This is a genomic window from Streptomyces sp. NPDC052109 (genome assembly GCF_040680195.1).
Classification (GTDB): Bacteria; Actinomycetota; Actinomycetes; order Streptomycetales; family Streptomycetaceae; genus Streptomyces.
The window spans coordinates 73,810-87,497 of sequence record NZ_JBFAWF010000009.1 but is presented as its reverse complement, the minus strand read 5'-3'; the positions used below and the strand labels follow the sequence as shown (position 1 = coordinate 87,497).

The 13,688-nt window shown below is 72.7% G+C and carries 10 protein-coding genes; 3 read left to right on the top strand and 7 right to left on the bottom strand.

The features are described from left to right. Position 1 precedes the first annotated feature (1 nt). Genes AB0L59_RS20070 through AB0L59_RS20055 form a run of 4 tightly spaced genes read right to left on the bottom strand, consistent with a single transcriptional unit; the run spans position 2 to position 4,281 of the window. Positions 2 to 640: an ATP/GTP-binding protein gene (locus tag AB0L59_RS20070; protein ID WP_365585274.1), complete on the bottom strand. Its 639-nt coding sequence runs from the start codon at positions 638 to 640 to the stop codon at positions 2 to 4. Then, positions 621 to 1,028 (bottom strand): DUF742 domain-containing protein, encoded by a 408-nt coding sequence (locus AB0L59_RS20065; RefSeq protein WP_225823271.1) that lies wholly within the window; start codon positions 1,026 to 1,028, stop codon positions 621 to 623. The genes AB0L59_RS20070 and AB0L59_RS20065 overlap by 20 nt, the downstream gene beginning before the upstream one ends. Continuing rightward, positions 1,025 to 1,522, bottom strand: a complete 498-nt coding sequence (locus tag AB0L59_RS20060) for a roadblock/LC7 domain-containing protein (protein WP_365585270.1) — start codon at positions 1,520 to 1,522, stop codon at positions 1,025 to 1,027. The genes AB0L59_RS20065 and AB0L59_RS20060 overlap by 4 nt, the downstream gene beginning before the upstream one ends. Continuing rightward, positions 1,519 to 4,281 carry a nitrate- and nitrite sensing domain-containing protein gene (locus AB0L59_RS20055; protein WP_365585268.1) on the bottom strand — a complete coding sequence of 921 codons (2,763 nt, stop codon included), beginning with the start codon at positions 4,279 to 4,281 and terminating at the stop codon, positions 1,519 to 1,521. Before AB0L59_RS20055 ends, AB0L59_RS20060 begins: the two co-directional genes overlap by 4 nt. A gap of 432 nt (positions 4,282 to 4,713) precedes the next feature. Between AB0L59_RS20055 and AB0L59_RS20050 the strand changes: the two genes are divergently transcribed. Then, entirely contained in the window at positions 4,714 to 5,502 is a 789-nt protein-coding gene (locus tag AB0L59_RS20050) for a protein phosphatase 2C domain-containing protein (protein WP_365585265.1), read from the top strand. A 16-nt stretch (positions 5,503 to 5,518) separates the two neighbouring features. Here AB0L59_RS20050 and AB0L59_RS20045 read toward each other — a convergent pair whose 3' ends face one another. Next, positions 5,519 to 5,965, bottom strand: a complete 447-nt coding sequence (locus AB0L59_RS20045) for a MarR family transcriptional regulator (protein ID WP_365585674.1) — start codon at positions 5,963 to 5,965, stop codon at positions 5,519 to 5,521. Between the two features lie 283 nt (positions 5,966 to 6,248). Between AB0L59_RS20045 and AB0L59_RS20040 the strand changes: the two genes are divergently transcribed. Both AB0L59_RS20040 and AB0L59_RS20035 read left to right on the top strand, forming a co-directional pair. Further along, a complete protein-coding gene (locus tag AB0L59_RS20040; protein ID WP_365585262.1) occupies positions 6,249 to 7,082 on the top strand; it encodes a lysozyme in 834 nt (277 codons plus the stop codon). Positions 7,083 to 7,442: 360 nt separating this feature from the next. Beyond that, entirely contained in the window at positions 7,443 to 9,800 is a 2,358-nt protein-coding gene (locus tag AB0L59_RS20035; RefSeq protein ID WP_365585260.1) for a SpoIIE family protein phosphatase, read from the top strand. A 266-nt stretch (positions 9,801 to 10,066) separates the two neighbouring features. Here AB0L59_RS20035 and lon read toward each other — a convergent pair whose 3' ends face one another. Both lon and AB0L59_RS20025 read right to left on the bottom strand, forming a co-directional pair. Next, positions 10,067 to 12,493, bottom strand: coding sequence for an endopeptidase La (gene lon / locus AB0L59_RS20030; protein ID WP_365585257.1), 2,427 nt, complete (start codon positions 12,491 to 12,493; stop codon positions 10,067 to 10,069). A 179-nt stretch (positions 12,494 to 12,672) separates the two neighbouring features. Continuing rightward, positions 12,673 to 13,497: a rhomboid-like protein gene (locus AB0L59_RS20025; RefSeq protein ID WP_365585255.1), complete on the bottom strand. Its 825-nt coding sequence runs from the start codon at positions 13,495 to 13,497 to the stop codon at positions 12,673 to 12,675. Positions 13,498 to 13,688: the final 191 nt, after the last annotated feature.

The window sequence follows — 13,688 nt, the reverse complement described above, 5'->3', positions numbered from 1 at the left end:
ACTACTCGGGGGTTTCGTCCAGCGCGTGGCCGACGAGGGCCAACAGTGTCTCGATGACCGAAATTCGACGCCGCGCATCCATGATCATGACAGGGATGTGCGCGGGTATCGTCAGCGCCTCCCGTACGTCCTCCGGCTCGAACAGCTCGCTGCCGTCGAAGTGGTTGACCGCGACGACGTACGGCAGCCCGCAGCTCTCGAAGTAGTCCAGTGCCGGGAAACAGTCCTTCAGCCGGCGGGTGTCGGCCATGACGACCGCGCCGATCGCGCCACGCACCAGGTCGTCCCACATGAACCAGAACCGCTGCTGGCCCGGCGTGCCGAACAGGTAGAGCACCAGGTCGTCGTCGAGCGTGAGGCGGCCGAAGTCCATGGCCACGGTGGTGGTGAGCTTGCCCGGCGTGGCGGTCAGGTCGTCGGTCTCCTCGCTCGCCTCGGTCATCAGCGCCTCGGTCTGCAGAGGCGTGATCTCCGAGACGGAGGTGACCAGCGTGGTCTTGCCGACGCCGAAGCCCCCGGCCACCACGATCTTCGTGGCGATGGGGGCCCGGGTGCGGTCCGTCTGCCAGGACTTCAGGTCCCCGTCGGGCTCGGTGACGAGGGGGGCGACGCCGGTGGCGTCAGAGACGGCGGAGTCCACTCAGCACCCTTTCCAGCAGAGCGCGGTCCGGGCGGCCGGTGCCGTGACCGGTTCCGGTGCCGTACACACGGATCTTTCCCTGGTCCGCGAGGTCGCTGAGGAGCACGCGGACCACGCCGAGCGGCATCTTCAGCAGCGCGGCGATCTCGGCCACCGTGCGCATACGGCGGCAGAGTTCGACGATGGCCCGCATCTCCGGCATGACCCGGGTGGTGAGGGAACCATTCGTCAGTTCCTTGCGCTCCTCCGGGGCCTCCAGCGCCGCCACGAACGTCTCCACGAGGAGGACGTGGCCGAAGCGGGTACGGCCGCCGGTGAGCGAGTAGGGGCGGACGCGGGCGGGTTTGCGGTCGCCGCCGCGCACGGGGAGTTTCGGTGTGCCGCTCATCGGGCGCTCCCGGTCGCCTGGGCCTCCAGTGACTGCCGTAGCTCCGAACGGAGTTCCGGGGTCAGGACGTGGCCGGCGCGGCCGACGAACAGCGCCATGTGGTATGCCACCACGCTCATGTCGCACTCGGCGCTGCCGTGCACGCCGAGCAGCGAGCCGTCGCTGATCGACATCACGAACAGGCTCCCCTCCTCCATCGCGATCATCGTGTGCTTGACGCCGCCGAACTCCATCAGTTTCGCGGCGCCGACGGTGAGGCTGCCGATGCCGGAGACGATGGTGGCCAGGTCGGCGGAGGAGCCGCGGGGCCCCTTCGCCGGGCGGGACTGATGGGTCTGCTTGGTGTGGCCCGGGTCGGACGAGAGGAGCAGCAGACCGTCCGAGGAGACCACGGCGACCGACTGGATGCCGGGGACTTCCTCGACCAGGTTGGTCAGCAGCCAGTGCAGGTTGCGGGCTTCACTGCTCAGTCCATAGGTACTGGGCGCGGTCAACTGCTTGCCTCCTCGGCTGTGCCCCCCGTGGCTTCATCGGCGTGTGCATAGCGTGCGGGCCGCTGGTGGGCGGCGGTCTGTTCGGCGATCTCCGTCTCTACGTCGCGATAGCCGGCCTGTGCGCCGCTGCGGAAGCCGCCGAGCCTCCTGCGGAGGGCTTCGGCGTCGACGCTGCCGCCGCGCTGGCGGGGCGGGGCCGAGGGGGCGGTGATCTTGGGGGTGCGCTTGGGGAGGCCCTTGCTCGTGAGCCGCTCCTCCGCCTCGGCGGGGTCCTGCGGCGCTTCGGCGGGTGCGGTCCTCGCCTCGGCATCGCCTTCGGCGGCCGTGTTCCCACCCGGACCACCCGTGGAGCCCTCGGCGTCGGCCGCGACCGACTCCCGTGGGACGCCGGGGGCGGGTGGTCCCTGCGGGGCGCCCGCACCGTCGGCGCCCGCCGGGTCCACGGGCCCCGCGTGCGGCCGGCCGGCCGCGACCTCCGGGAGGAACAGCTCCATCGTCGACTCGGCGTACGTCTCCGGCGGGGCCTTCGGGCGGGTCTCCGTGTTCCGGGCGCCCGGGGCGGCCTGTTGGTGGACCGCCTGCTCCGCCAGGGCGACCAGCGGGTCCCTGTCCTTGGTGCGGGCGTGCAGGACGTTGGAGTTGACCTCGGCGTCGGCCCCGGGGAGGGAGAAGGTGCCGGTGCCGCTCATGGACGTGGTCTGCGGGGGCAGTGCGGTCGGCGGGGCCTCGGCGAGCAGGGTGGCCGGCAGGACGACGACCGCCGCGATGCCGCCCTGCTTCTGCTCGCGCAGCTGCACGCGGATGCCGTGGCGCTGTGCGAGGCGGGCGACGACGTACAGGCCGAGGCCGAGACCGGTGCCGCCCTCGTCGTCGTACGTCGCCTCGGGGTCGAAGTCGGCGAGGCGGTGGTTGAGGCGGCCCAGGCGGTCGGTCGCCATGCCGATGCCCTCGTCCTGGACCGACAGCATCACCTCGCCGCTCTCCAGCAGCCAGCCGGAGACCTCCACCGGCATCTCCGGCGGGGAGAACGAGGTGGCGTTCTCCATCAGCTCGGCCAGGAGGTGGGAGAGGTCGTCGGCGGCGAAGCCCGCGACATGGGCGTGCGGGGGCAGGGCCGCGATACGGACACGTTCGTAGCGCTCGATCTCGCTGACGCCCGCTCGGACCACGTCGACCAGCGGCACCGCGCCATGGTGCTGCTGGACGTGCTCGGCACCGGCCAGGACCAGCAGGTTCTCGCTGTGGCGGCGCATGACCGTGGCGAAGTGGTCCAGCTTGAAGAGGGTCGCGAGGCGGTCCGGGTCGTGCTCGCGCTCCTCCAGGCCCTCGATGACCGCGAGCTGGCGTTCGACCAGGCCGAGGGTGCGCAGCGAGAGGTTCACGAACGTGCCGCCGATGCTGCCGCGCAGCCGCTCCAGTCGCTCGGCGGCCTGGCTCAGCTCGGTCTGGAGGGCCTCGCGGGCGTCGGCCATCTTCTGGCGCTGGCCGACCAGGTGCCTGCGGTCGGTCTCCAGCGTGGCCACGCGCTCGTGCAGGGCCGCCGCGTGGGCGTGCAGGGCGTTGACCGAGCGGACGACCTGGGCGAACTCGTCGTTGCGGCCGGTGAAGGCGATCGGCTCCTGGCCGGCCGGGTCCTCGGACTCGGCGAGACGCGCCGAGCCGCGGCGCAGCACCGACAGGGGGCGGGTCAGGGTGCGGGCCATGGCGGTGGCGACGCCCACGGCCACCAGCATCAGGGCGCCGAGCACGGCGACGCGGATCTCCAGCGCCGTGACGTCGTCGTCGCGGAGTTTCGCCAGGTCCTTGGTGCGGTGGTCGTAAAGGGCCGATTCCGCGCCGCGCATCAGGTCGACACGGGCGGACAGGGCGGCGTCCAGCTTCTTGGTGCTGGTGGCCAGCTCGCTGTCGGTCAGCGTCGGCTGGTCGGTGAGCGTGGCCAGGTACTTCTCCGCCGAGTTGACGTCGGCGCCGGTGACCGTGGAGTCGTAGGAGTCGACGGCCGTCCTGGGGGCGGTCGCGCGGAAGTCGGCGAGGGCCGTGTCGGCGCGCAGCCGGGCCTGCTGGGCGGAGGCGGTCAGCGCGTCGCGCTGCTTCTTGTCGGCCTCGGAGGCGGTGGTGGTCGTCGTGGGCAGGCCGGTGACGGGGTTGATCACCGTCCGGGTGGTGGACGGCACGTTCAGCGCGGCGAGCAGCAGACCGCGGGCGGCGGCTGACTGCTGCACGGCGGTGTCCAGTTCGGCGAACGCGTGGGCGCCGGAGCCGGCCCGCGGCGGCGTCAGGTCGGCGAGCTGCTCGGCGAGCCGGTGCAGTTCGGTGATGGCCGTCGAGTACGCCTGGTGGGCCTGCAGGGCCGTGCTCTTGCCGGTGAGGGCGGCCCGGCGGACGGCGGCGATGCCGTCGAGGTCGCCGCGCAGGCTCGCCGGGGTGTCGGCCTCGGCGCGCAGGTCCTCGACCTGCCGGTCGACGCGGGCGCTGCGGTCCTCGGAGGGAGCCTTCGCCTTGGGGCGCCCCGCCGCGATGTAGGAGGTGACCTCGTCGCGCTCGTCGGCGAGGGAGTTCGCGAGGGCGAGGGCGTCCTGGGTTCGGGCGGCCAGGGTCACCAGATCCTGGGACTCGCTGACGTCCTGGGATGCGCTGATCAGTGAGGGCGCCCCGGCGCCGGCGATCGCGGCAGCCACCACGGCGACGGCGACGATCAGCCGGTTGCGCACATGGGTGGGACGGCCGGTGCCCACGGGGGTCTGCTGGGCGGTACCCATGGGGTCCGTCTGCCTGCCTGTGCGCCGAGGCCGCTTTTTCTGCACCGGTGCTCGCATTCCTGAACTCGTCTACTCAGGGGCCCGGGTGGCGCCCCGTCATCGCGGTGCCAAGTGGTGGTGCGTACACCCGGTTCGTACGGTTCCCGACCCTCCCAGCGCCGGTGGGCGGTGGTCGTGCATCACCTGACCCGCCACCCGAAGGAGTGAACATCGGAGGGGAGTTGGCGGGCAAGTTCCGGTGGCGCGTGCGGAGTGCCTTCGTGGCACGCCGGTTGGACGCGCGCGGCAGGCTTTGGCAGTATTCGCCACCACGCCTTCCCGGAGCGGATCATTCCCCCGCAAACCAGGCGCCTGACCTGCGGGGTCGTGTCAATTCGACGGCGGTTGCCAGCCTTTGGCGAATCCTGTGAAGGCCTCGTGCAGACTGGCCGAATGCGAACTGATCTCGTTTCGGAACCCGGCGACCCGAACCGCCCCAACGAGGACTTCGCCGGTGTCGGACTACCCGCCTGCGGACAGGGCGGTTGCGTGGTCGTCCTGGACGGAGTGACTCCGCCGCGGGGCGGGACGGGGTGTCTGCATTCCGTCCCCTGGTTCACCACGCGACTCGGCGGCACGTTGACCGAACTGACCGTTTCGCGCCAAGATCTGACACTCTCGGAGGTTCTCTCGCGGGCGATCGGCCGCACCGCCGAGGCCCACGCGCACACCTGTGAGCTTTCTCACCCGCGCACACCGCAGGCAACGGTCGCCCTGGCCCGCTGGTCGGCCGAGACGGTCGAGTACCTGGTGCTGTCGGACTCCGCGCTGCTGCTCCAGGGGCCGGACGGGACGGTCACCCCGGTTCTGGACGATCGTCTGGCCCGGCTCCCGCGCTCCGCGCTCGCCACCGACGCCCTGGTGGACGCGACCCTGCGCAACAAGGAGGGCGGCTTCTTCACGGCCGCCGCCGACCCCTCGGTGGCCGCCCGCGCGGTCGCCGGCACCCTGCCCCGCCGTGCGGTCCGCGCCCTGGCCGCGCTGACCGACGGCGCGACCCGCTGGACGGAGAAGTTCCGTGAGGGCGACTGGCCGGCCCTGTTCGACGTGGTCGCGAAGGAGGGCGCCCGGTCGCTGGTGGACCGGGTGCGGGGGCTGGAGGCGGCGGACCGGGAGGCGCGCGCGTACCTGGGGCGGGGCAAGACGCACGACGACGCGACGGTGGTCCACGTGGAGCTGTGACCGCGCGGGAACGCGGCTACTTCTCCATTACCCGGTTCAACTGGTGGAGCAGACGGGCCAGTTCGGAAACCTCGCTGCGGTCCCAGTGGGCGAGCTGCCGGACGTAGCGGGCGCGGCGCGCCTCGCGGACCTTGCCGACCCGGCCGCGTCCCTCGTCGGTCAGGGTGACGAGCCAGGCGCGACCGTCGGCGGGGTCGGGTTCGCGGGCGATCAGGCCCAGTTCCTCCAGGGCGCGCAGCTGGCGGGACATGGTGGCCTTGCCGACGCCGATGTAGGCGGCGAGTTCCGTGGCCCGCTGGCCGCCCAGTTCGTCCAGACGGATGAGCAGGCCGTACGCGGAGGACTCCAGGTCGGGATGGACCTCGCGGGCCATCTCCCCCTGGTTGGCCCGGGCGCGGCGCAGCAGCACCGTCAACTCCCGCTCCAGTGCCAGGAATTCCTGGTCTGCACCACTGGGCGTCATCTCGTGGGCGTCGCGATGAGCGTCGCCGTTTCCGTCCTCGTGCACGTCAGCACCCCTGCTCGGTTTCGCCGTTCTGAAAGTTTCTGCCAAAAGCCGTCATTGCCGCAGCTCCGTAAGTATTTCGCAGGCGTAGACCAACGGCGGTGTCCGGACCCCCTTCCCACGCCGTCATCTACGTGCGTAGCTTCTTCATCAGCTCATCGAATGGCATGCCCACGCCAGTGCGGCATCCGGTACACGGTCACGGCCACGTTCCCCCCACCCCACTCTCCGGAGGCACGTCATGCCCGTGCACAGACCCGGCTCCGACCGCCCCATCCGCCCGCGCCCCCTCCCCGTCCTCGTCACGGCGCTGCTCGCGGCGCTCTCCCTGACCCTGCCCCTGACCTCCGCCCACGCGGCGACCACGCCCAGCCGCGGCTCCGCCTACATGGGCATGGGCGTCCTCGCGCACGACGGCCACGCCGGTACCCCCACCTCCGGTGACGTCACCCAGACCGAGGGCGTGGACGTCGCCGGCTACCAGGGCAACGTCGCCTGGTCGACCCTGTGGAGCAGCGGGGTCAGGTGGGCGTACACGAAGGCGACGGAAGGCACGTACTACACGAACCCGTACTTCGCCCAGCAGTACAACGGCTCGTACAACGTGGGCATGATCCGCGGCGCCTACCACTTCGCGACCCCGGACACCACCAGCGGCGCCACCCAGGCGAGCTACTTCGTCAGCCACGGCGGCGGCTGGTCCCAGGACGGCAAGACCCTGCCGGGCGCGCTCGACATCGAGTGGAACCCCTACGGCGCCGAGTGCTACGGCAAGACCGCGAGCCAGATGGTCAGCTGGATCGCCGACTTCATCAACACCTACAAGTCGCTCACCAGCCGCTACCCCGTGATCTACACGGCGACCAGCTGGTGGAGCGACTGCACCGGCAACTACGGCGGCTTCGCGGCGAACGACCCGCTGTGGATCGCCCGCTACGCCTCCGACCCGGGGACCCTGCCGGCCGGCTGGTCGTACTACACGATGTGGCAGTACACCTCCTCCGGCCCGACCGTCGGTGACCACGACAAGTTCAACGGAGCCCTGGACCGGGTGCAGGCCCTGGCCAACGGCTAGTACCGCGCCCCCGGCCACCGGCCGGCCCCGGCGCCCTGGAGCCCACGTCCCCGTGAACACCGCGACACGAAGACCGCGATCCGCGTCGGCTCGGCCATGCTCGGGTGGCCGAGCTTGGCGCGGATGCGGCGCCTGCACGTGTCCGCCGCGTGCCGGGACACGCCGTCCTCCCTGGTCACCACCCCCGACGTGATCGGCCGTTGCCGGAAAAGGGGCAGGTGACCTCTTCACGCCGGAAAGCCGCCGGCCGGGTGCGACCGGCCTGGAGTCTTCCTCGCAACGCCCTGCGTTGGTGCTCCGCGCCGCCCCGGATCATGCTGGTCAGGAGGAGCCTGCCGAGCTAGGGCGAGATGAGCGGCGATGGAGCGACAGTCGACGTACACGGCCACGGCCACCATCGATGAGCAGGGCATCGTCACCAGCTGGAGCGAAGGCGCACAGCGGCTGCTCGGCTACGACTCCCCCGCCGTCGTCGGACGGCCCGCGGCCGTACTGCTCGCCGCCGACGGCTCGGCCGCCCGGCGGATCGCCGCCGGAAGCGAACGCTGGAACGGCACCGTCCCCCTGCGGCACCGCGACGGCCGGCTGCTGGAGCTGGACGTCCTCGCGCACCGCCGGACCTCGAACGCCGGCGTCACCGACTGGCTCGTGGTGAGCGCCGTGACGGCCCGCGTGCAGCCGCCCCGGGGCGAACCGCTCGAGGAGTGGACGTTCCTGCAGTCCCCCTTCCCGCTGGCGATCTTCGACGCCGAGCTGCGGCTCGTACGCGCCAACCGCCGAATGGAACACGCCCTCGCCCTGCCCGAGGCCGCGATGCGCGGACTGCGGCTGCCGCACATCGCGCCCGGCGCCGCGAGCGAGGAGACCGCCCGGTCGATGCGGCTCGCGCTGGAGTCCGGCCGGCCGCAGCAGTCCCCGGCCCGGCTCGGCCCGGAACTCGGCCGCAGTGCCATGCTCACGCCGCTGAAGGACGCCGACGGCCGGGTGCGTGCCGTCTGCCTGTCCAGCCAGGCGCCCGTCCAGGACACCGCCGGCCGGCAGCGCCCGTCGGGCGAGAGCTCGCGCGTCGGCATGGCCGCCGACCAGGCCCGCGCCGCCCAGGAACTGGGCGAGGTCACGGTGCCGCGGCTCGCCGACGTCATGGCGGTCGACCTGCTCGACTCCCCGCGCGGCGCCGGCGAGGAACCGGTCCCGCCGCCCGGCCCGGTGGTGCTGCGCCGCGCCGCGCTGCGCGCCGTCCCGGACGGCGAGGGATCCACCCACGGCACCGGCGTGGGCGAGGCGATCGTCTGCCCGGTGGACTCCCCTCCGGCCCAGTGCCTGGGGGCGGGCCGTCCGCTGCTGTACGACACGACGGACCCGCTCGTCGCCGAGTGGGCGGCGGTCGCCCCGGGCGCGGCCTGGCTGCGGGCGTCCGGCGCGCGCTCGCTGCTGGCGGTGCCGCTGCTCGTCCAGGGCGGCACCCTCGGCGTGGCACTGTTCGCCCGGCGCCCGGGCCGGGAAGGGTTCGGCCCGGAGGATCTGCGGCTGGCCCAGGAGTTCACGGCCAAGGCGGCCGGCGGGATCCAGCAGGCCCGCGCCGACGCACGGTCCCGCACCACGACCATGCCCCCCCAGCAGAGCCTGCTTCCGCACACCCTGCCCGACCAGGCGGCCCTGGAGATCGCCACCCGCTTTCTGCCCGCCGCCACCCGGGCCGGCGTGGGCGGCGACTGGTTCGACGTGATCCCGCTGTCCGGGGCGCGGGTGGCGCTCGTCGTCGGCGACGTGGTGGGCCACGGCATGCGCGCCTCGGCCACCATGGGCCGGCTGCGCACCGCCGTACGCACCCTGGCCGACGTCGATCTGCCGGCCGACGAACTCCTCACCCACCTCGACGACCTGGTCCTGCGGCTCGCCGCCGACGAGGGCAGCGCGGACCCGGGCGCCGAGACCGCCGGCGGCATCGGCACCACCTGCCTGTACGCCGTCTACGACCCGGTCTCGCGCGGGTGCACGATGGCCCGTGCGGGCCATCCGCCGCCCGCGGTGGTCACACCGGACGGCGCCGTGCGCTTCGTGGACGTGCCCGCGGGACCGCCGCTCGGGCTCGGCGGGCTGCCCTTCGAGGCCATCGAGACCGACCTGCCCGAGGGGAGCCTGCTCGCCCTGTACACCGACGGGCTGTTCGAGGCCCGCGAGCACGACATCGACGAGGCGCTGGACAAGATGTTCGCCGCGCTCGGCCGGCCCGCGGCGTCGCTGGACACGGTCTGCGACCACGTCATCACCGCGCTGCTGACCCACCGCCCCGACGACGACATCGCCCTGCTCGTCGCCCGCACCCGGGTCCTGCACGAGGACCGGGTCGTCGCCTGGGAACTGGAGAGCGACCCCGAGGACGTCTCCCGCGCCCGTCGCCTCGCCTGCGACCAGCTGTGCGCGTGGGGCCTGGCCGAGGCGTCCTTCACCACCGAGCTGATGGTCAGCGAACTGGTCACCAACGCCATCCGCTACGGCCGCCCGCCCATCCGGCTCCGGCTGATCCACCAGGACTCGACCCTGATCTGCGAGGTGTACGACGCCAGCACCTCCACCCCGCACATGCGGCGCGCCCGCATCTTCGACGAGGGCGGCCGGGGCCTGCTGCTGGTCGCCCAGCTGGCCGACCGCTGGGGGACCCGGCACGACCGGGTGGGCAAGACGGTGTGGGCGGAGCAGTCGCTGGCCGCGGGCTGACACCGGGCGCGAGCAGCCGGCACCGCCCCGCCACGGGGAGCGGTGGGGCGGGTCACGCGACGCGGGGCGTCTTCCCCGCCGTGCCCTGCGGTTCCCGTTCGTCCCCGGCACGGCGAACGGCGGCCGGGCCGCCGCGGCCGATCAGCCGGGGGGCTCTCGCGGGGCCAGCCCACGCCCGCATTCCATCGGCCCCTCCCGTTGTGGGCGCATGTGAAGGCCCGGGCCTCCCTCACGGGACCCGGGCCTTCACTCACCCATGGCGTCCGTCACGCCGCCACGGGAACCTCCGGCTCCGCACTGTTCGTCGCGGGTGCGAGCGCCAGTTCCAGGACCTGGCGGACGTCCGTCACGGTGTGGACGTCGAGCTTGTCCAGCACCTCGGCCGGGACGTCGTCCAGGTCGGGCTCGTTGCGCTTGGGGATGATCACGGTCGTCACCCCGGCGCGCTGGGCGGCGAGGAGCTTCTGCTTCACGCCGCCGATGGGCAGCACCCGGCCGGTCAGCGAGACCTCGCCGGTCATCGCCACGTCCGTGCGCACCAGCCGCCCGGACAGCAACGACGCCAGCGCCGTGGTCATCGTGATGCCGGCGCTCGGGCCGTCCTTCGGGACCGAGCCCGCCGGGAAGTGGATGTGCACGCCCCGGTCCTTCAGGTCGCCCACCGGGAGCTCCAGTTCGGCGCCGTGGCTGCGCAGGAAGCTCAGCGCGATCTGCGCCGACTCCTTCATGACGTCACCGAGCTGACCGGTCAGGGTCAGGCCCGCCGCGCCCGTCTCCGGGTCGGCCAGGGACGCCTCCACGAACAGGACGTCACCACCGGCGCCGGTGACCGCGAGACCGGTCGCCACACCGGGCACGGACGTACGGCGCTCGGCCGGGTCCTGGGCGGACTCGGGCACGTGGTGCGGACGCCCGATCAAAGAGCGCAGGTCCTCGTCCCGGACGGTGAACGGCAGCTCCCGCTCGCCGAGTTCGTGCTGGGCCGCGACCTTGCGCAGCAGGCGGGCGATCGAGCGCTCCAGGGTGCGCACGCCCGCCTCGCGGGTGTACTCGCCGGCGAGCTTGCGCAGGGCGCCCTCGTCGATCGTGACCTCGTCCTTGTTCAGCCCGGCCCGCTCCAGCTGGCGCGGGAGCAGGTGGTCACGGGCGATGACGACCTTCTCGTCCTCGGTGTAGCCGTCCAGGCGGACGATCTCCATACGGTCGGCGAGCGCCTCCGGGATGGCCTCCAGGACGTTGGCGGTGGCCAGGAAGACCACGTCCGACAGGTCGAGTTCGACCTCCAGGTAGTGGTCCCGGAAGGTGTGGTTCTGCGCCGGGTCCAGGACTTCGAGCAGGGCCGCGGCCGGGTCGCCGCGGAAGTCGGAGCCCACCTTGTCGATCTCGTCCAGCAGGACCACCGGGTTCATCGACCCGGCCTCCTTGATGGCCCGCACGATCCGGCCGGGCAGCGCGCCGACGTACGTACGGCGGTGGCCGCGGACCTCGGCCTCGTCGCGGACGCCGCCGAGGGCGACGCGGACGAACTTGCGGCCCATGGCGTGCGCGACGGATTCGCCCAGGCTGGTCTTGCCGACACCGGGCGGGCCGACCAGGGCGAGCACGGCACCGCCGCGCCGGCCGCCGATGACGCCCAGCCCGCGCTCACCGCGCCGCTTGCGCACCGCGAGGTACTCGGTGATGCGCTCCTTGACGTCCTCCAGGCCGGAGTGCTCGGCGTCCAGCACCGCCTTCGCGCCCTGGATGTCGTACGCGTCCTCGGTCCGCTCGTTCCACGGCATCTCCAGGACCGTGTCGAGCCAGGTCCGGATCCACGACCCCTCGGGCGACTGGTCGCTGGACCGCTCCAGCTTGTCGACCTCCTTGAGCGCGGCCTCGCGGACCTTCTCCGGCAGGTCGGCGGCCTCCACTCGGGCGCGGTAGTCGTCGGACTCCTCGGCCGAGTCCTTGGAGTCGCCGTTCAGCTCGCGCAGTTCCTTGCGGACGGCCTCCAGCTGGCGGCGGAGCAGGAACTCGCGCTGCTGCTTGTCTACGCCCTCCTGGACGTCCTTGGCGATGGTCTCGGCCACCTCCTGCTCGGCGAGGTGGTCGCGGAGCTGCTGCGCGGCGAGCCTGAGCCGGGCCACCGGGTCGGCGGTCTCCAGCAGTTCGACCTTCTGTTCGATGGTGAGGAACGGTGAGTAGCCGGAGTTGTCCGCGAGCGCGGAGACGTCGTCGATGGCCTGGACGCGGTCCACGACCTGCCAGGCGCCGCGCTTCTTCAGCCAGTTGGTGGCGAGCGCCTTGTACTCCTTGACGAGCTCGGCGACCTGGCCGGGCAGCGGCTCCGGCACGGCCTCCTCGACCCGGGCGCCCTCGACCCACAGGGCCGCACCGGGACCCGTGGTGCCCGCGCCGATCCGCACGCGGCTGCGGCCGCGGATCAGAGCCCCCGGGTCACCGTCGGCCAGCCGGCCGACCTGCTCGACCGTGCCCAGCACACCGGTCTTCGCGTACGTGCCGTCGACGCGTGGCACCAGCAGCACCCTGGGCTTGCCCGGTTCCGACCGGGCGGCGGCCTGCGCGGCCTCCACCGCGGCCCGCACCTCGGCGTCGCTCAGGTCCAGCGGGACCACCATGCCGGGCAGCACGACCTCGTCGTCGAGTGGCAGCACGGGCAGTACGAGCGTGAACGCCGTGGACTCAGCAGCCATGATCTCCCCTTCGGCAGTCAAGTTGAGTTATGCCGACTCAACTGTTGGGGATGGGCTGGTGTTCCCTGTGTTTGTTCGCTGTGAGCGATCAAGTGCGCGCAAGGGTGTGCCCCGTTCGCGCCGTGCGCGGGAGCGGGGTCAGATGCGGCTGTCCGCGCCCCCGCGGCGGAGTCCCAGGGTCAGCACAGCCCCGCGGCCCTCGACGGCGCCCCCTGCCAGCGCCGGACCAGAGGCCAGGTCGCCACCCCTATCGTCAACGCGATCAGGTGACCCCAGTTCGTCATCGGGTCCTCGAACGCGATCAGGTCGTTCAGGAGAGCGCCGGCCGTCAGGGTGAGCAGGGGCCAGCGCAGCCACGGGCGCAGGAGGCCGGCCAGGGAGCCGATACTGGCGGCCACGCCGAAGCTGATGCCGTAGTCGAGCCGGTGCAGCGAGGTGGCGGGGAGGTGGCCGACCAGGACGGCCAGCCCCACCGGCACCTCGGTGGCGAGCGTGGCCAGGACGTGCCCGGCGAGGAAGACGCAGGCCGCGCGCGCCCCGCCTATGCGCCGCTCCAGCGCGGTGAGCACCAGCACGAACGCCACCGCGTACGGCGACAGGACGCCACCCGCGATCCACAGCGCGCTCGCGAGCAGCACCAGTCCGGGCGAGCGCGCCAGGTGCGCCACGTCCGTGCTGCAGTCCTGGTAGAGGGTGTGCACCAGGCCGGGGTCGGCCAGGGCGGCGACCGCGGAGGTGACGGCCAGAACGGCCGTGTAGCCGAAGGTGAACGGGGTGGCGGCCGGAGTGGGCAGCAGACGCCACAGGCGCGGGATCCGCACGGCCGGGCGCGCTCCGACGGGGGCGGGACCGGGAGCGGGGGCCGCGGTGCGCCGCTGGCGCGGCATGCCGTCCAGCAGGTCCGCGAGCACGGGGGCCGGGACGGCGGCGGTGCCGTCCGCAAGGGGTGCGCCCGGCAGGGGCGGGGACGCGGCCGTCGCAGGGCCCGTCGCGGTCCGATCCACGGTGCGGCACTCCTTCCGTCGTGCCCAACCCTTCGGGTTCCGGGGGCCGCTGTCTATGACCGACGCCACGCGAGAGCCGATTCACAGCAACCTCTCACGCTCCGCAGGCGTCCGCGCCACAGGAACGCGTGATCGGGTGTGCACATCATGTTCGAACCACCGTGCCGCCATCCGCAATTCCCGTGACCGAC